The organism is Clostridium sp. DSM 17811 (genome assembly GCF_018861905.1).
Lineage (GTDB): Bacteria > Bacillota > Clostridia > Clostridiales > Clostridiaceae > Clostridium_AD > Clostridium_AD frigoriphilum.
In genome coordinates, this window is sequence record NZ_JAHLDU010000002.1 from 61,807 (window position 1) to 81,261 (window position 19,455).

Consider the following 19,455-nt stretch of genomic DNA (forward strand, 5'->3'; position numbering starts at 1 on the left):
ATTACTCTCGCCAAATTCCAATATTGCAAGTACGGTTAGAAGGAGATTATAAAATGGCTGATAAATCTAAAAAACTAGGCGTATTTTCACTAACAGCACTAGTTATTACTTCCTCAATAGGTGCTGGTATATTTAATATATCGGGTGATTTAGCATCAGGTGCTGCTGCAGGACCTGCAATTATTGCATGGATAATTGTTGGTTTTGGTATTTTAATGTTATCGTTATCTTTTAATAATTTATTATTAAAAAAACCTGAATTAAATGGTATATTTAGCTATGCAGAAGATGGTTTCGGAAAATTTGGAGGGTTCATTAGTGGATGGGGGTATTGGTTATCCGCATGGCTTGGTAATGTAGCATTTGCTACAATGCTTATGAGTACACTTTCATATTTCTTTCCTATATTTGGGAATGGGCAAAATGTTGCCTCGATTATTGGTGCAAGTATTATTATGTGGGTACTTACCTACATAGTTAATAGAGGTGTTGAGGAAGCTGCACTCATAAATACAGTAGTTACCATATTTAAATTAATACCTATCTTTTTATTCATAGTAATAGGTATTGTGGCTTTTAAGGTAGATTTATTCACAAATCATTTTTGGGGTAACATATCTACTAATTTTAAGCTATCAGATATATTCTCACAAGTTAAAAGTTGTATGATGGTAATGATGTGGGTTTTTGTTGGTATAGAAGGAGCTTCTATGTTATCTTCTCGTGCTAATAAAAAATCTGAAGCTGGAAGAGCAACTATTCTTGGGTTAATAGGATTATTAACTATTTATATTCTTGCTTCAATGATTCCTTATGGTGTTATGAGTAAAGATCAGTTAGCGAAATTAGCTACTCCTTCAATGGCTTATATCTTAAAAGATATTGTTGGACCTTGGGGAGCTGCATTTATAAACGTAGGTTTAATAATCTCGATTTCAGGTGCATGGTTATCTTGGACGATGCTACCATCTGAAACAACTCTTTTAATGGCTCGTTCAAAGTTATTACCAAAAGTATTTGGTAAAGTAAATAAGGCTGGTGCTCCAACTTTTTCTTTAATTATCACAGCGGCATTAACTCAATTGTTTATTTTTACTTTCTTATTTACCGATAAGGCATACCAATTTGCTTATTCTCTTTGTACCGCTGCAATACTCGTATGTTACTTATTTGTTGGATTGTACCAATTTAAAATATCTTATCTAAACAGACATGAAAAAGGACAAATAAAACAAATAATAGTAGGTTTAATTACCGTGATTTTTGAAATATGGGCAATAGTAGTTTCAGGACTAAACTATACTTTGCTATGCCTTATAGCTTATATTCCTGGAATTGTGTTTTTTGCCATGGCTAGAAAAGAAAATGGTGAAAAGAGTTGGTTAACAAAGAGACAAGCTATATTGACTGCTTTAATTGTTATAGGATCAATATATATCATTTACCAATTAGCTATAGGAAAAGTTGCTATTTAAATTATTGAAAAGAGGTTTTTAATATGAATATTGCAAGTTTTGGCGTTGAAGAATGGTTAAATGTTTGGGAAAATGATGCTATTTATGATATAGCAGGAAGTTCGATTGCATCATTTTCATTAGAAGAAATAATATCTATAGATGGTACAACTCCAAAGGAATTTTTTGATGGATTATTAAAAACAAAAATGAACTATGGATGGATAGAGGGTTCTCCAGACTTTAAAAAAGAAGTTAGTAAACTCTATAAAAATGTTCCACCTGAAAATATTCTACAAACAAATGGAGCAACTGGTGCAAATCTTTTAGCATTATACTCATTAATCGAGCCCGGTGATCATGTGATTTCGATGCACCCTAGTTATCAGCAATTATATGATATTCCAAAGTCTTTTGGTGCCGAAGTAGATTTTTGGGAAATTTATGAAGAAAATGATTGGTTACCAAAGCTTAATGAACTAAAAAAATTAATACGTCCAAATACAAAATTAATTTGTTTGAATAATGCAAACAATCCTACTGGAACTATATTTGATGATGACTTTCTTAAAGAAATAGTAAAAATTGCGAGTAATGTTGGTGCTTATATTTTAGTTGATGAAGTATATAAACCTTTGGATTCCTCAATTGTTGTTTCTTCAATAGTAGACTTATACGATAAAGGAATTTCGACTAACAGTTTATCAAAAACATATTCAGTTCCAGGAATACGTGTTGGTTGGATTGCTAGCAATACAGAACTCGCAGATTCATTTAGAAAATATCGTGATTATACTATGATTTGTGCAGGCGTTTTTGATGATTATCTAGCTGTTCATATATTAAAAAATAAAGAATTAGTCTACGATAGAAATAAAAAAATTGTTCATACGAATTTAGAGATTGTTAAAGAATGGGTTAAAAATGAGCCACGTGTTACATTAGTATTCCCGAAATATGTTTCTACATCATTTATTAAATTAGACATACCTATTGATGTTGAGCAATTTTGTATAGATATTTTAAAAGAAAAAGGGGTTCTTTTAGTACCTGGCAATCGTTTTGATGTTCCGGGACATGCTAGATTAGGTTACTGTACACATACAGAAATATTAAAAAATGGATTAAAAGAGTTATCTGCTTATTTAAGAAAGTTTGATAAATAATCTAATTTAGATTAGGTATGAAAGGAGAAATTAATATGTCAAGAATAGTAATTGCACTTGGGGGGAATGCCCTTCAAGCAAATCCGAAAGATACTACAGCAGAAGCACAGTTAATAACAGCTGGGCAAACTTCAGAGACTATTGTAGATTTAATTGAAGAAGGCCATGAGGTTATTATTGCTCATGGTAATGGACCTCAAGTAGGTCAACTTGTAGCTACTTATGAAGCCGCAGCTTCTATAAATGCAAATAGTCCAGTAATGCCATTCCCTGAATGCGGTGCTATGAGTCAAGGATATATAGGATATCATTTACAACAAAGTATAAGGGCAGAGATGAGAAAAAGAGGAATAACTAAAGAAGTTGCTACCGTAATTACACAAGTAATAGTAGATGCAAACGACCCGGGATTTAAGAACCCAACTAAGCCAGTAGGTTCTTTCTTTACACAGGAGCAGGCTAATAAATTAATGACTGAAAAAGGATATACAATGAAGGAAGATTCTAATAGAGGTTGGAGACGAGTTGTGGCATCCCCATTACCAATTGATATAGTTGAAAAACCTATTATTAAAACATTAGTTGATGCTGGACATATTGTTATAACTGTTGGTGGGGGCGGTATACCTGTAATTGACACAGGTAACGGTAACCTTAAGGGAGTACCAGCTGTAATAGACAAAGATTTTGCTTCTTGTAAAATAGCGGAATTAATAAATGCTGATCTTCTTGTTGTGCTTACAGCAGTCGAGCAAGTTGCTATTAACTTTGGCAAACCAAATCAAAAGAACCTTTCAAAAATAACAGCAGAAGAAGCTAAAACTTATATGAAAGAAGGACAATTTGCTCCTGGTTCCATGCTTCCAAAAATAAAAGCTGCTCTTATATTTGTCGAAGCAAAAGAGGGTAGAAAAGCAATTATAACATCCCTTGAAAAAGCTAAGGATGCAATAAGAGAAGTAGCGGGTACAATAATAACAAAATAGATTAGAATTAAATTATAAGATTATATTTATATATAACTTCATCCTATTGAATGGAATCAACTAAAAAATAGTTGAATATCCGTTTAATGGGATGATTTTTTTGAATGAAATATAATAAAAAATAATTATTTTACTAAAACTATTGAAATTTTACTAAAACAATGATAACCTATACATATAGAGAAACACGAAAACTATTTATTATAGGGAGGAATTCAATTATGATTAATAAATTAAAAGATATGTTTAAGAGGGTTTATAAATGCGAGGCTGAAAAGGTTTTTTTCGCTCCAGGTAGAGTAAATTTAATAGGAGAGCATACAGACTATAACGGTGGTAATGTTTTTCCATGTGCAATAACTTTTGGTACTTATGCACTAATTAAAAAGCGAACTGATAAAAAGATAAGATTTTATTCAGAGAATTTTGAAGAATTAGGAATAATGGAAATAGATATAGATGACATGAAATACAACAAAGAGCACGATTGGGCAAATTATCCTAAGGGAGTAATTTGGGTTTTTGAAAATAACGGCATGAAAATAGATAGTGGATTTGATATATTATTTTACGGGAATATACCAAATGGTGCAGGATTATCTTCTTCAGCATCTATTGAGGTAGTTACAGGTGTTGTTTTAAAGGATTTATATAATTTTGACCTTAGTATGATAGATATCGTTAAGTATAGTCAAAAGGCAGAAAATGAATATGTAGGTGTAAATTGTGGTATTATGGATCAATTTGCTATAGGTATGGGTAAAAAAGACAAAGCAATATTATTAGATACAAATACATTAAAATATCAATATTCAAGCATAAAACTTGATGGAGCATCTATAGTAATATCAAACACGAATAAAAGAAGAGGTCTTGCTGATTCTAAATATAATGAAAGAAGATCAGAATGCGAAACTGCTCTTAAAGATTTACAAAGTGAACTTAAAATCAATGCTCTTTGTGAAATAAATGAAGATGTATTTGAAAAAAACAGACATCTTATAAAAAATGAAGTTTGTGCAAGACGTGCAAAACATGCCATTTATGAGAATCAAAGAACTTTAAAAGCTGTAAAAGCACTTGAAAACAAAGATATAAAATTATTTGGTGAGTTAATGAATAAGTCACATATATCACTAAGAGATGATTATGAAGTTACAGGAATAGAACTAGATACTTTAGTTGAAATTGCATGGAAAATGCCAGGCGTAATTGGGTCAAGAATGACAGGAGCTGGTTTTGGTGGATGCACAGTAAGTATAGTTAAAGATGAATTTGTAGATGAGTTCATTAAAAATGTTGGGGAAGAATATAAGAAGAAAATAGGACATGAAGCAATCTTTTATGTAGCTCAAATAGGTGATGGTGCAAGAAAACTATAACAGCTTCGAAAAAGATGAACAGCACCGAAGGTGATGACTTGCAGCTTCGAAGAAGATGAACAGCACCGTAGGTGATGATAACTACTAGGAGATGATAACATGGCAGTAAATATTTCAAGTGAGGTCCAAAAGTTGCTTTATTATGCAATAAATAAGCAATTAATAACTCAAGAGGATTTAATATATACCAAAAACAGACTTCTAGAAACTTTATCTTTAGATGAGATTAAGGAAGAAAATATTGAAGATAAAGAATATGAAGTGCAACAAGTTTTGGATAATATAAATTTGTGGGCATGCGACAATAAAGTAATAAACGATGACGGCATAATTGCTAGGGATTTATTTGACACAAAAATAATGGCTTGTTTAATAGGCAGGCCATCAGAAATAATAAAAGAATTTAAAAGGCTTTATAAGGAAAGTCCGAAAAAAGCAACGGATTATTTTTATAAATTAAGTATAAGTTCAAATTATATAAGATGGGAAAGAGTGCAAAAGGATTTAAAATGGAAAGTAGCAACAGGTTATGGAGATATAGATATTACTATTAATTTATCTAAACCTGAAAAGGATCCAAAAGAAATTGCTAGAGCTAAAAATTTAAAATCAAGTGCTTACCCTACCTGTTTACTTTGCAAAGAAAATGAGGGTTATGCAGGTAGAATAAATCATCCAGCTAGAGGAAATCATAGGCTTATACCTGTTATGTTAGATAAAGACAAATGGTTTTTACAATATTCTCCTTATGTTTATTACAATGAACATTGCATAGTGTTAAATGGTGAACATGTGCCAATGAAAATATGCAAGGAAACATTTAAAAGGTTACTAGATTTTGTGGAGCAATATCCACACTATTTCGTAGGATCTAATGCAGATCTTCCTATAGTTGGAGGCTCAATATTAAGTCATGATCATTTTCAAGGTGGAAACTATGAATTTGCTATGGCAAAGGCACCTATAGAGGAAGAATTCAATGTTAAAGGATACGAAGGAGTAACAATTGGTAGGGTTAAGTGGCCTATGAGTGTTGTTAGAATAAATGGTAAAGATAAGGAAATACTCGTAAAACTCGCAGATCACATTTTGAAAGTTTGGAAGAATTATTCTGATGAGAGCGTGACCATAAGTGCATTTACAGGTGATACTCCACATAACGCAATAACACCTATAGCTAGGAGACGAGGAGAATCATACGAGATAGATTTAGTTCTAAGAAATAATAGAACATCAGCTCAGTACCCAGACGGAATTTTCCATCCTCATAAGGAGTTACATAACATAAAGAAAGAAAATATTGGACTCATCGAGGTTATGGGACTTGCAGTTTTACCAGCAAGATTAAAAACAGAGATAAAAGAGCTAAGTTATTATTTAGTAAATAATAAAGATAAAGATATCTTTAGGGAACTAGATAATAAAGAGGACCTTATAAAACATAAAGAATGGGCAATAAAGCTCACTCAAAAATATTCGGATATTAATGAAGAAAATGTTGATGAAATATTAAAAAAAGAAATAGGTATTGTATTTTCAAAGGTTCTAGAACAGGCTGGAGTATTTAAAACAGATGTTAAAGGGAAACAAGCTTTTAATAAATTTATTAATAGTTTATAGAGAAATGGTTTTAAAACATTTCAAAAGGTGATTAAAGAGTGGATTATACAATAATTCACTCTTTAATCATAAATTAGAGAAATAAGATTTTAGTATTGTCAAAACAACAAAAATACAAGTGAGTGTGAAATTAATGGTAACAATAAAAGATATAGCAAACAGCGCTGGAGTATCAATTGCTACTGTATCCAGGGTATTAAACTTTGATGAAAAATTAAATGTAACCGACATTACAAAACAAAGGATATTTCAAGTTGCTGAGGAATTAAATTATGTTAAAAAAAATGATAAAAATATTAAGAAAAGTACATTTAAGGTAGCTATAGCAAATTGGTACACTGAAAAAGAGGAAGTACTAGATCCATATTATTTATCTATAAGACTAGCTGTAGAGAAAAAATGCGCTAGTGAAAATATAGAAGTGGTAAAATTATCACCGTTTTTTAATATAGGTTTAAAAGAAGTAGATGGAATTATAGCTATTGGCAAATTTGGGATTAGGGAACTGGAAAAGCTTAAAACAGTATCAGAGAATATAGTATTTGTTGACTCATCACCACAAAGTGATGTTTATGATTCTGTAGTATGTGATCTAAAGTATGCAACTATTAATATATTAAATTATTTAGAGAAGCTCGGACATAAAAAAATTGGCTTTATTAGTGGAATAGAATACATTAATGATGGTAAAGATATTTTTGTGGATAGGCGTGAGAGAACATATAAAGAAGAAATGCGGCTTAGAGGAATAGATTACAAAACTAATTTGTATATAGGTAAATTTACACCACAAAGTGGTTATGAGCTAATGAAAAAGGCATTACAAGATAAAAATGATATAACGGCGTATATAGTAGCTAATGATTCTATGGCAATAGGAGCTTATAGAGCTATAAGTGAAGCTAGCCTAAGAATACCAGAAGATATAAGTGTAATATCATATAATGATAATATAACATCACAGTTTATAGTACCTCCCTTAACTACAGTAAAAATATATATGGAGTTTATGGGAGAAACTGCTGTAGAGTTAATAATTGAGCAGTTAAAAGAGGAAAGAGAAATACCTAAAAAAGTAGTTATACCAACAAAAATTATAAAAAGAGGTAGTTGCTCGCAAATTAAAACAAATTCATAGAGAATAGTTTACTTTTTAAATAAGCCGTACCCTCCAAATAAATTAGGGTACGGCTTATTGTATATATAGTTTGATTATTCTTCTTTTAATGTTTTTATAATTTCATTAAGTGTGTCTTCTTCACCCACACCAGTTAGCAGGGATATAGCGGGTATTATATGAACATTTATTTCTGATACATCAAATGTACCTGTAGTTACTAATAAATCATAATCTGGGACTATTGACTGAACATCTGTAAGTTTACAGGGAGTTATAATTACATCTATACCTTCCTTTTCACAAATTTCTTTGATTTTAACTGCAACTACCGTTGAAGTTGCTATTCCAGTTCCACAAGCTACCAATATTTTTTTCATTTTGAATTCCTCCTAGGTTATGATAATTTTTTATTATTAATTAAATATGGTTTTAATGTATTTAAAACTTCCTCGATTGAGGAAGCATTAACAATTGATTTTAATGCTTCGGGATTTTTAATAAGTTTAACTATTTTCTGTAACATTTCAATATGACCGTGAGGTTCTTTTAGAGCTAGCATTATAATAATTTGTACATTTAGTTTAATATTGCTATCCCCCATAGATCTAAATTCTACTGGACTTTTAAGGATACCTATAGATAAGGCTGCCTTATTTACTAAAGTATGAGTTGCATGAGGTATAGCTATTTTAATATCTACTGAAGGTAGAGCAGTAGGATACTTTTGTTCCCTTTCTATAATAGCTATTTGATATTCTTTTTTTATATAACCTTTTTCATATAGTTTTGAGGATAAAAAATTTAAAGCTTCTATACTATTTGAAAATTCTAGATTTCTAAATACTAAAACGTTTTCATGATATAATTCTAGGTTCACATCGTATCCTCCTAACATAGGTTCACTGTAAATGTATACATGATTAAATTAATCCACAAATCAATTATATAGTAAAAATAAATCTATAACAACCAATTTTATTAAAATAATTAGTGCAAATATAACCTAATAATTACATAAAATGCATATTTTTAAATCTATGATGTAATTTATAGCTAATTTATAGACTTTTATGTAAAATAACTAGGATAAATTTTTTATTTAAGAGTTATTAGAAGAGTCAAAGGATTTATTTAACGCTTAAGCATATAAAAAAAGAAATTAAAGGGAATTGTATAAAAATGTAGAATATTAAAATACATGTAAAAATTATGGAAATGTTAATGAAAGGACTGATAAAGCTGAGGTATTTTGATACATATAAAGGATTGCCTAAAAGTATTTATATTTTATTTTTAGCACAAGTCACAAATCGTTTTGGGGATTTTGTTTTACCATTTCTAACTTTATTTTTAGTTAAGAAAATGGGATTTGACTATAAGAGTGCAGGATTCGCAGTAATGCTTATTACATTATCATCAATCCCTGGATCAATCGCTGGAGGAAAAATTGCAGATCATATTGGACGTAGAAAATCATATGCTATATTTCAATTTAGTGCAGGATTTTTTTTGCTTTTATGCGTGTTTACTAAAAGCCCTAAAATTGTTATAACGCTTGTTTGTATATCTTCATTTTTCAATGGTGGTGTTAGACCAATTATGTCAGCAATTATAGCGGATGTATTGCCTGCCGAAAAAAGGCAGATTGGCTTCTCAATATCATATCTAGGAATTAATTTAGGAGCGGCTCTTGGACCACTAGTAGCTGGATTTTTATTTAGTCATTATATACCGCTTATATTTATAGGTGATGCAGTTACTTCATTTGTAGCTGTAATTCTAGTAGTATTAAATATAAAAGAGACATTGCCAGATTGCAATAACGACGAACATATTAGAAATGAAGAAAAATGTGAGGCTGGTAATGTTTTTACAGCTTTAATAAAACGTCCTAAAATTATAATTTTTCTAATTATTAATATATTTTTAAGTTTTACTTATACTCAGAACGTTTTTTCACTACCGATTATGTTAGATAATGTCTTTGGAGGTAGTGGAGCGAGAAATTATGGCATCCTTATAAGCTGTAATGCTATAACGGTTCTTGTTATGACTATCTTTATAACAAATAAAATAAGAAATTGGAATCCATTAAGTGCAATTGCAATGTCTGGAATTCTGTATGCAATTGGATTTGGAATGATTACATTTATCCATTCAATGCCATTATATATTATATCAACGCTTATATGGACAATTGGAGAAATTATGAATGTGACGAATTTTGGAGTATATGTATCCAATAATACTCCGCAAAATTTTAGAGCAAGATTTAATGCAATTACATCATTAAGTTTTGCAATAGGAGGGGCTCTTGGCACATCACTTATGGGTAAATATATGGATGGGTTAGGGGTTAACGCAGTGTGGCCATTGGTTTTCTTTTTATCACTATTTGGAGCTTTAGGAATGTACGTTCTAAAAATAAAGTCCGAAACAAATATAGAGGAAAGAGTGGAATGTGTAGAGGCTTACGAGGATGTTTAGTAGATTAATTAAAAAATGAGCAATAATCAAAGAAATCATTATTGCTCATTTATATTATCTTATCTAGATTATTGTAGTAGAGCAAGGCTCTAAAACAACAAGTTTGTTTCCTAATTTCTGATTTTTCCAATTAAATACAACACAGGAATCTAATTTAGGATCATACATATTAACAGCTTCATCCTTTAGAAACATTTTAAGATTAAAGGCTGTATATATGAAAGCTGCTTTTTTCTTATTAACGCTTGTGTATTTTCTCATATTAATTAATCCTGAAGCTGTACCAGCTAGATGAAATGATGGATCATAAAGACTATTACGACTATCAGATACAATTAATTTTACGTTTTGTCTAAGCTTTGACATAAGCTGCCTTACTAAACTCATACCACGTCCTTGTGGAAGGTCTATATCTGTTATTCCAAAACTTAAACTCTCACAAACTTTACTCCATAATTCCCTATCGCATTCTTTATCTATTTCTAAACAATCACCAAGAGTTATAGACTCAAGATACCGCAGATCATGGAAAACATTACAATCTTCTATAAGATCACAAAAATCAATTATAACAGGTTTATCCTCAGTTATAATAATATTGTCTCCTTGAAAATCTCCATGTGCATATCCTGTAAGGCAAGTTACAGTCAAATCTTTCCAAACATTTTCATTATTAAAAAAATAATATGGGTTAGGAAGTAATACATCTGTTCCATCTAGAGATATCCATTTTATGTTTTTATCTACCCCAATTGCTTTAAAAGCTTGTACATATTTATCGTCCATGTATCTATATGAAAGTTCATTTTTAATTATTTCCATTGGGGAAATGAATTTCTTTACATGTTCTTTATTCCAAGTAAATAAAAATTTAGTTATTGACGATATTATACTGTCTTTAAGTTCATCTTCATTTAGAATTTTGTCCAAAAATGTCTCACTATTGTATATATCATCTCCTGCTAAGTCATATAAGTTAACATATAATATAGCTTTATTCTTGTCTTGAATTTTATAACTAGCTATAAGTTTGGCAATATACTTTTGCATATTGTTAGTTGATGCTAATTCATAGGCTTTTTGAAATACCTCTCCTTCATTACGTTTAGTTACCTTTAAAATACCTACACGATTTGCGGGTCCATATTCAACCATAAATACTCCAGCCTCAGAACGACCACTTTTGAATGTTTTTAATACTTGAAAAGGAGCAGTTTTATCTTTTGTTTCTTCACCTATTTTATTAATTTGATTTATTACATCTACAATCTTCATATATTATCTTTAGTTTGCAAGGTACTTTAGTACTAAAAGTACTATACTCACTAAATTAATCACTTCCTTTTTATATATTGTTTTCTCTTATATTCTTTTCTTAATAACATTAATTAAATATATTATATTATAAGCACAAGGATTACACAATTGATTAAGCAAAATTAAATACACTAATATTTTCAAAAATAACAAATGATACTAGTTGTTATTTTTAGCTGGTTATCTTACAGAACTGTAAGATTAATTTTTTATTTGTAAGTGAAGTGACATGGAGTGCAAGGAAGACCAGTTGTATAATATGGTTATAGTGATTTTAAAAAAATAAATACGTGTAGTGATGCTACGCGAGATGTAATGAGGAGAGATATAAATGGAGATTTTAAAGGTCGAAAATTTAAATAAAACATATGGCACCGGTGAGAATAAGGTGGAGGCACTTAAAAATATAAATTTAATAATTAATAAGGGTGAGTTTGTAGCAATTGTTGGGGCATCAGGTTCTGGTAAAAGTACACTTCTTCATTTACTCGGCGGACTCGATAGACCAACCGCTGGTAATGTGGTTATTGATGGAGAAAGTATTTATGATTACAAGGAAGAAAAACTTGCAGTGTTTAGACGTAGAAAAATAGGTTTTGTGTTTCAGTTTTATAATCTACTTCCTATTTTAGATGTAGAAGAAAATATAGCTCTTCCAGCGTTACTCGATAATGATAAAGTTGATAAAGTTTATTTAGAGGAGCTAATCAAGGTGCTTGGTCTAAGCGAGAGAAAAAATCACCTTCCGTCGGAATTATCAGGTGGACAACAACAAAGGGTATCAATTGGTAGAGCTGTATTTAACAAGCCATCAATAATACTTGCAGATGAACCAACAGGAAATCTTGATACTAAAAATTCAAAAGACGTTATGGAATTATTAAAGTTTACTGCTAAAAAATATAATCAAACACTAATACTTATTACACATGACCTTAATATAGCAAATATGGCGGATCGGGTCATTACTATTGAAGATGGTAAAATAACTACGGATAAAAACTTAAAAATAAATTAGGGGGGAGGGAAAACATGATAACTAGTTATAAACAGCTTACAGGGAAATATTTGAAGAAAAATAAGAAAAGAACGGTGCTTACGATTGTTGGAATAATGCTGTCAGTTGCACTTATATCAACAATAGGACTCTTTTTTAAAGGAATTCAGGATGCAGAAATACAGGATGCAATTAATAGTGGGGGTTCTTATCATATAGCATTTCAAAAAACAAATGATAAGTTAATTTCTAAAATAGTTAATAATCCTAAAGTCTCAAGGTTTGGATTTTATACTATGAGTAAAGAAATAAACATAGGTAATAAATTAAATATTAATATAATAACCGCAACAGATAAGGCATTAGAACTTTTCCCTTTTAATGCAAAGGTAGGTAGATTACCAGAAAAACAAAATGAAGTGGCAATGGAAAAGTGGGTATCATCATATATTGATAAAAATGCTAAAGTGGGGAAAAAAATTAATGTTAATAATAAAGAATATACTCTTGTAGGAATACTCGAGGATAATGTACAAAATCAGATAGAGGGTAATGGAATAATCTTATCAAAGAATAATAATATTAGCAAAGCGAATGCAGGGTTACTCGTAGAAATAAGTTCTAAAACAAATTTAAAAACTGCGGTAAATGAATTAAAGCAGTTAGGCGATAAAAATTCTGTTAAGGAAAATACCTATTTGCTGCAAATGCTAGGGGCAGGAGATGAAAGTTCAGGTTTCAGAGGTTTATATATTGCACTTGCAATAATAATTGGAATAGTTTTAATAGCAACTATAGCAGTAATATATAACTCATTTCAAATAAGTATTGTGGAAAGAATTAAGCAGTTTGGACTTTTGAGAGCAATTGGTACTACTCCAAGGCAAATTAGAAAGATTGTGCTAAGAGAGGCAACAATACTAGCATCAATAGCTATTCCACTAGGGTTAATATGTAGTCTTATTGCAATAAATGGAATAATTTTAGCATTTAAATTAATAGGTGCAGATTCAGTTATTCCTATAAAAATTTCAATATCACCTATGGTTTTAAGCATAAGTGCAGCAGTGGGACTTTTTGCAATATATCTATCAGCACTGGTGCCAGCATATTTTGCAGGTAGGATTTCACCACTTAATGCGATAAGTGGTAGAACTTCTATAACAAAGGAGAAAATAAAAAGAAGAAAAAATAGAGTAGTTCAAAAAATATTTGGATTTGAAGGAGCACTTGCTGCTAAAAATATAAAGAGAAATAAAAAAAGATACAGAATAACTGTTTTTTCTATAGTGATAAGTGTGGTGTTATTTGTTACATTTAAATCTTTCATGGATATGTCACTTAATATATCAAGTGATCTTAATGAATCGAAAAATATTCACTTTTCAGTTGTAAAAAGTAATGGAGGTAACACAGAAAATACAACCATAGATAATCAAATTGAAAATAATATTAAAGCACTGAAGCCAGTGGATAAGGTATACAAAGTATACGATCCATATCTCTTTCAGATGGCAATAAACATAAACAGTGAAGTTAAGGAAATTAAGGACATGAAAAATATATATAAAAAAACAACTTTAGATGGAGAGAAGAAAACCCTTATGGAAAGTGCCGTTGTAATTTATGATAAGGAATCTTTAGAAGTTTCCAAAAAATATTTAAAGTCAGGAAGGATTGATATAGAAAAACTAAACAATGGAGATGGAGTAATCTTAATTAATAAAAATAAAATATATGACGAAGTTACGAAGAAAGAATATTTTGGACCAATGGCAGATATAAAAGTAGGGGATGAAATTGATCTTCAATTTACTGGTGAATACCGTGGAGGGAATGGAGTAAAAACAGAATTTGGGAAAGGCAAGATTCAAAAGGTTAAGGTTATGGCAATTCTTGAAAATTCTCCTTTCAACAATACTCAATATAACAATGCACTAAATATCATTACAACGGAAGAATTGGGAAAGAAATTAACCGGTGGAAAGGACATCAAACCAGTAGATTTAAACATAGTTCTTAAAAATGTAAAAGATGAAGAGACAGGAAAAATAGGAATAGAAACGGCCATAAAATCAAATTCTTCTTTAAAGGTAATAAATAATATAGACAACAATAGAAAAAGTAAATCTACAATATTAATGGTTAAAATATTATTGTATGGATTTGTATTGGTAGTTTCCTTAATAGGAAGTGTTAATATTGTAAACACATTAACAACTAATATTATCCTTAGAAAAAGAGAGTTTGCTACATTAAAATCAATTGGTTTAACTCAAAAGGGGTTAAAGAAAATGATAGTGCTTGAAGGGCTTCTATATGGAGTGGTTGGTGCAGTTTATGGGTCTATTGTTGGAACTGGAATATCATACCTATTATTTGAATCAATGGGCAATTTTAGAGAATTTGGGTGGATGGTTCCTTGGCAGGCAATTGGTATTGCAACAGCAGCATCTCTAATTATTGGATATATATCTGTATTATCACCATTATCAAGAATTAAACAATCAAATTTAATAGAATCAGTCAGAGAAGATTTTTAGAAAATTTATGACTTGTTTTATTTAGTTACATTTTAAAGATGTATCACTTAATATATTAAACAATTAAGTAACAATATCCCATTATTTTATGTTAATATGATATTGTCAGAGAATATTCATAAACATAAGGGGGACTTATAAAAATGAAGGCGAAAAGACATATATTTATATTGTCATTGATTATGCTAATATGTACATCATCAATGACAGCTCTAGCTACAAACAATACATTGACAGGACCATTGACAACAAAATCTGTATATGGCTTACTTCTAGAAAATTTAAGGACTAAAACCAGCGAATTAGTATTAAAGCAAGGTAATAGAAGTAAGGCTAAAAGCTTTTCAACAAGCGATTATGTAGATACGAAATTAGTTGCAGAGGAAAAAGCTTTCCATATGACTACTGATTATGATAGTTTAAGTGTACAATATGCATTAATAGATAATGGAAAGATTGTATTATCTGGTAATTCAGGTGTATATTCAAAAGAAAATACTAAAGCATTAACAGCTGATAGTATGTATGGTATTGGATCAGTTAGTAAGATGTTTGTAACAACTGCCGTAATGAAATTAGTAGACAATGGTAAAATTAAATTGGATACTCCAATTACGGAATATATTAAAGAGTTTAAAATGGCAGATGACAGATACAAGAAGATTACAGTGAGAATGTTGTTAAATCATTCATCCGGCTTAATGGGATCTAGTTTCTCCAATACACTTCTTTTTGGAGATAATGATACATACTCACATGATACTTTTTTAGAGCAATTAAAGTCTCAACGCCTTAAAGCAGATCCAGGAGCTTACTCGGTATATTGTAATGATGGTTTTACACTTGCTCAAATCCTAGTGGAACATGTGACAGGAATTGATTATACAACTTATATAACAAATACTTTTGTGAGTCCTCTTAAAATGGAGGATACTAAAACACCAGTTAGTGAATTTGATAGAGAGAGATTAGCTAAGACATATTTTAATGGTGTTTCTAATTATTTACCAGCAGATAACTTAAATGCTATTGGTGCTGGCGGGGTTTACTCAAGTGCAGAAGATTTATGTACTTTTGCAACAACATTTACTAAAAATTCAAATGGAATACTTTCACAAGAAGCCTTAAAGGCAATGGAGAATAAAGAATATTTAAATGGTATTTGGACAGACGATATCGATAATACATTGGGTTATGGACTAGGATGGGATAGTGTGAATCTTTATCCATTTAATTTGTATAATATCAAGGCTTTAACTAAAGGCGGAGATAGTATTCTTTATCACAGTAATTTAACTGTTTTACCAGAACAAAATATGGCGGTGGCTGTTGTAACTTCTGGTGGAAGTAGTAGCTATGATCAAGTACTTGCTCAAGAAATACTTCTTGCTGCATTAAAAGAAAAAGGTGTAATTAATGCAATCAAGCAAGATAAGAAATTTACTGCGCCAGAAAAAACAACTGCTCCAACAGAGGTGGTGAAAAAATATGAGGGATTATATGTATCACCTTCCGCATTTATTGATATCAAAATTGATAAAACTGGTACATTAAGTTTATCGAATCCTCAGGCACCAGAATATGGGACACAAACTTTTGTTCATACAAAGGATGGAACTTTTGTATCAAGCGAAGGGTCGGCAAGCTTAAAATTCGTAGAAGAGAAAAATGGGAAAATATATATTAAAGCAACTGGTTATCAAAGTTTACATTTACTAGGTCAAACAGCATCAAATTATTATGTAGCACAAAAGGAGAATGTAAATAAATTAACAGAAAGTGTTTCAGAGGCTTGGGCAAAAAGGGAGGGTAAGAAATATTTCTTAATAAACGAGAAATACTCCTCAGAATTTATGTTAGCATGTCCCAGTGTACAAGTTAGTTTTACAAAAGGGCTTGAAGGATATTTTAGATTCGATAAAATTGTAGATAATAATTCAGCTGTTGCTATTTTAGATGGACCAGGTATATTGTCTCGTGATCTAGTGGATTATACATTTTATAAAAAAAATAATCTTGAATACCTAAGTGGAGGTGGTTTTACTTATGTTGAAGAAGCTGCACTTGAAACTTTTCCAACAATAAATGAATCTACATGCACAATTAGTAGTGATGGGTATGCTAGATGGTATAAAATAGGTGATGAATCAGCTGGCAAGGTAATTACCATAAAAATACCAGAAAAGGCAGCAGTTGCAGTTTATGATAGTAAGGGAGTTTTAGTGAATAATTCTCTAATTACAGGGGCCAAAGAAGTTACATTACCTAAGGGTGGAACAATAGTATTTTTAGGTGACGTGCAGGCTGAGTTTAATATTGAATATAAGGAATAAAATTGATCCAGGTAGGTAGAGAAGATTATTAATAATCTTCTCTGTTTTTTGGAAAAATTTACACCCCAGGGGTGAGAGGTGGAGAGGTGAATTTGAGTAGATTATTATTAGTTGAAGACGATGAATCATTGGCACTTGGCATAGAATTTTCTCTAAAAGATGGGGGATATGAAGTTTTTAGAACATCAACAGTAGAAGGCGGAAAAGACTTATTTCATAGAGAACCATTTGATTTAATTTTATTAGACGTTAACTTGCCAGATGGAAATGGATATGAATTATGTAAGTACATAAGAGAAAGTAGTGAGGTTCCTATTATATTTTTAACAGCTCTCGATGATGAGGTTAATATAGTTCAAGGCCTTGAAATAGGTGGCGATGATTATATAACAAAACCTTTTCGTGTAAGAGAGCTTTTATCAAGAATAAAGGTTGCTATAAGGCGTAACACTAAAAATATGTCCGTAGAAAGCTTTATGAAAAGTGGAAGTATATTTGTTGATAATATAAAAGGAACAGTAAGAAAAAATGGGGAAGTCATAAATCTAACGGCTCAAGAATACAAGCTTTTATTAATATTTATGAATAAACCTAATGTTTTGATGAAAAGAGATGAGATATTGAGTGAATTATTAGAAGGGGATGATCCTTTTTTTGATGAAAATACTCTATCGGTTTATATTAAAAGAATAAGAGATAAAATAGAAGACATTCCAAGGCAGCCAGAGTATATAGTAAATAAGCGTGGACTAGGGTATAAATGGAATAAAGATGTGGGGTAGATGTATGAAAAAATATTTTATTAATTCAGAACTTAAAATAAGTACGGTTACTTTGTTATTTATAATGACTTTATTTTTAATTATTACATCTTTAACCTTAAAATCACATCATGATAACTTAAAGAGTGATTACATAAAAAGTTTGGGGGCAATTGCGCAAAGGGTAGTAGCGAAAGAACCTAAAATGGAGAAGGAAATTATACCTCTTATTACAAAAGAGGTTTCAGAGGAAGAAGCAACACGGGGAAAAACTTTTTTAAAGGAGTATGGCTTAACGGAGGATTTAGAGGATCAACTTTTTCCATATGTTAGCACAACTATTATAAAAAATAATTACTCAACTATATTAATCTTTGTTTTTATGGCAGCTATATTATTTGTGCTCAATTATTTTCAATATAGTTTTTTCTATAAAAGGATAAGACAATTAACACTTGCGGCTAAAAGCGTAGTTGAAGGAGATTATGACATAGCTATTAATGAAAACCTAGAAGGGGATTTTTCAAAACTAGCAATTTCATTTAACTCTATGAGAGGGATTATTAAAAATAATTTAAGTGAGCTAGGACTAGAAAAACAATTTTTAGTAGATCTATTGTCTGATATATCACATCAGTTAAAAACTCCATTATCATCAGTAATTTTATATAACGATATTATGGTTACAAAGGAGCTGACCCCTGAGCAAAATGAACTATTTTTATTAAACAACCAAAACCAGCTTGAGAAGATGAATTGTTTGATCAAAAATTTGCTTAAGCTTGCAAAGCTCGAGGCTAAAGCCATAGAAATTGTAAAAGAAGAAGAAAGTTTAAATGGAACGTTGCATGATTCAATAGAGGCATTAGAAAGTAGGGCAATTGAATGCCAGGTTAAGATTATATTTAATGAAAAAGAAGAAATAGAGTTTAATCATGATGTTTTATGGCTTCAAGAGGCATTTATTAACATTATTAAGAATGGTATAGAACATACACCTCCAGGGGGAAGCATAAAACTTACGCTTATGGAAAACCCATTATATACAAGGGTTACAATAGAGGATACAGGGGAAGGGATGACGGAGGTTGATTTGCCAAATATATTTAAACGATTTTACAAAGCAAAGACCGCAAGGAAAAGTGACTCTATTGGAATAGGACTGTCTCTTTCTAAATCAATAATTGAAGCACATAACGGCATAATTGAAGTACGAAGCAAAGTAAACATTGGAACTATGTTTACAATTACGTTTATTAAATGCTAAATGTAAAGCCTTTTATATTTAT

The 19,455-nt window shown here is 30.6% G+C and carries 15 protein-coding genes; 12 read left to right on the forward strand and 3 right to left on the reverse strand.

Annotated elements, in window-relative coordinates; translation table 11 throughout:
- Positions 1 to 53 precede the first annotated feature (53 nt).
- From arcD to KPL44_RS02930, 6 genes are all read left to right on the forward strand, one after another.
- Positions 54 to 1,475, forward strand: a complete 1,422-nt coding sequence (gene arcD, locus KPL44_RS02905; protein ID WP_216247232.1) for an arginine-ornithine antiporter — start codon at positions 54 to 56, stop codon at positions 1,473 to 1,475.
- A 23-nt stretch (positions 1,476 to 1,498) separates the two neighbouring features.
- Positions 1,499 to 2,620 (forward strand): aminotransferase, encoded by a 1,122-nt coding sequence (locus KPL44_RS02910; protein WP_216247233.1) that lies wholly within the window; start codon positions 1,499 to 1,501, stop codon positions 2,618 to 2,620.
- A gap of 35 nt (positions 2,621 to 2,655) precedes the next feature.
- Complete coding sequence (gene arcC / locus KPL44_RS02915) at positions 2,656 to 3,606, forward strand: carbamate kinase (RefSeq protein ID WP_216247237.1); 951 nt, start codon at positions 2,656 to 2,658, stop codon at positions 3,604 to 3,606.
- A 221-nt stretch (positions 3,607 to 3,827) separates the two neighbouring features.
- Positions 3,828 to 4,988, forward strand: a complete 1,161-nt coding sequence (locus KPL44_RS02920; protein ID WP_216247239.1) for a galactokinase — start codon at positions 3,828 to 3,830, stop codon at positions 4,986 to 4,988.
- A 99-nt stretch (positions 4,989 to 5,087) separates the two neighbouring features.
- Positions 5,088 to 6,608, forward strand: a complete 1,521-nt coding sequence (gene galT / locus KPL44_RS02925; RefSeq protein WP_216247241.1) for a UDP-glucose--hexose-1-phosphate uridylyltransferase — start codon at positions 5,088 to 5,090, stop codon at positions 6,606 to 6,608.
- 133 nt (positions 6,609 to 6,741) lie between these two features.
- Entirely contained in the window at positions 6,742 to 7,746 is a 1,005-nt protein-coding gene (locus tag KPL44_RS02930) for a LacI family DNA-binding transcriptional regulator (RefSeq protein WP_216247242.1), read from the forward strand.
- A 74-nt stretch (positions 7,747 to 7,820) separates the two neighbouring features.
- On the opposite strand, the gene KPL44_RS02935 is transcribed toward KPL44_RS02930, so the two are convergent.
- Together KPL44_RS02935 and KPL44_RS02940 are read right to left on the reverse strand one after the other, a co-directional pair.
- Complete coding sequence (locus KPL44_RS02935) at positions 7,821 to 8,105, reverse strand: PTS sugar transporter subunit IIB (protein ID WP_216247244.1); 285 nt, start codon at positions 8,103 to 8,105, stop codon at positions 7,821 to 7,823.
- Positions 8,106 to 8,122: 17 nt separating this feature from the next.
- Complete coding sequence (locus tag KPL44_RS02940) at positions 8,123 to 8,605, reverse strand: PTS sugar transporter subunit IIA (RefSeq protein WP_216247245.1); 483 nt, start codon at positions 8,603 to 8,605, stop codon at positions 8,123 to 8,125.
- 332 nt (positions 8,606 to 8,937) lie between these two features.
- Here KPL44_RS02940 and KPL44_RS02945 point away from each other — a divergent pair, with 332 nt between their 5' ends.
- Positions 8,938 to 10,215, forward strand: a complete 1,278-nt coding sequence (locus tag KPL44_RS02945; RefSeq protein ID WP_253201601.1) for an MDR family MFS transporter — start codon at positions 8,938 to 8,940, stop codon at positions 10,213 to 10,215.
- 63 nt (positions 10,216 to 10,278) lie between these two features.
- On the opposite strand, the gene KPL44_RS02950 is transcribed toward KPL44_RS02945, so the two are convergent.
- Positions 10,279 to 11,490 carry a hypothetical protein gene (locus KPL44_RS02950; RefSeq protein ID WP_216247246.1) on the reverse strand — a complete coding sequence of 404 codons (1,212 nt, stop codon included), beginning with the start codon at positions 11,488 to 11,490 and terminating at the stop codon, positions 10,279 to 10,281.
- A gap of 373 nt (positions 11,491 to 11,863) precedes the next feature.
- Between KPL44_RS02950 and KPL44_RS02955 the strand changes: the two genes are divergently transcribed.
- The 5 genes from KPL44_RS02955 (at position 11,864) to KPL44_RS02975 (ending at position 19,433) form a co-directional block, all read left to right on the forward strand.
- Positions 11,864 to 12,550 (forward strand): ABC transporter ATP-binding protein, encoded by a 687-nt coding sequence (locus tag KPL44_RS02955; RefSeq protein ID WP_216247247.1) that lies wholly within the window; start codon positions 11,864 to 11,866, stop codon positions 12,548 to 12,550.
- A 14-nt stretch (positions 12,551 to 12,564) separates the two neighbouring features.
- Positions 12,565 to 15,072 carry an ABC transporter permease gene (locus KPL44_RS02960; RefSeq protein ID WP_216247248.1) on the forward strand — a complete coding sequence of 836 codons (2,508 nt, stop codon included), beginning with the start codon at positions 12,565 to 12,567 and terminating at the stop codon, positions 15,070 to 15,072.
- Between the two features lie 143 nt (positions 15,073 to 15,215).
- Positions 15,216 to 17,405: a serine hydrolase domain-containing protein gene (locus KPL44_RS02965; protein WP_216247249.1), complete on the forward strand. Its 2,190-nt coding sequence runs from the start codon at positions 15,216 to 15,218 to the stop codon at positions 17,403 to 17,405.
- A 92-nt stretch (positions 17,406 to 17,497) separates the two neighbouring features.
- Complete coding sequence (locus KPL44_RS02970; protein WP_216247250.1) at positions 17,498 to 18,187, forward strand: response regulator transcription factor; 690 nt, start codon at positions 17,498 to 17,500, stop codon at positions 18,185 to 18,187.
- A 4-nt stretch (positions 18,188 to 18,191) separates the two neighbouring features.
- Positions 18,192 to 19,433 (forward strand): HAMP domain-containing sensor histidine kinase, encoded by a 1,242-nt coding sequence (locus tag KPL44_RS02975; protein WP_216247252.1) that lies wholly within the window; start codon positions 18,192 to 18,194, stop codon positions 19,431 to 19,433.
- The last annotated feature ends 22 nt before the right edge of the window (positions 19,434 to 19,455 follow it).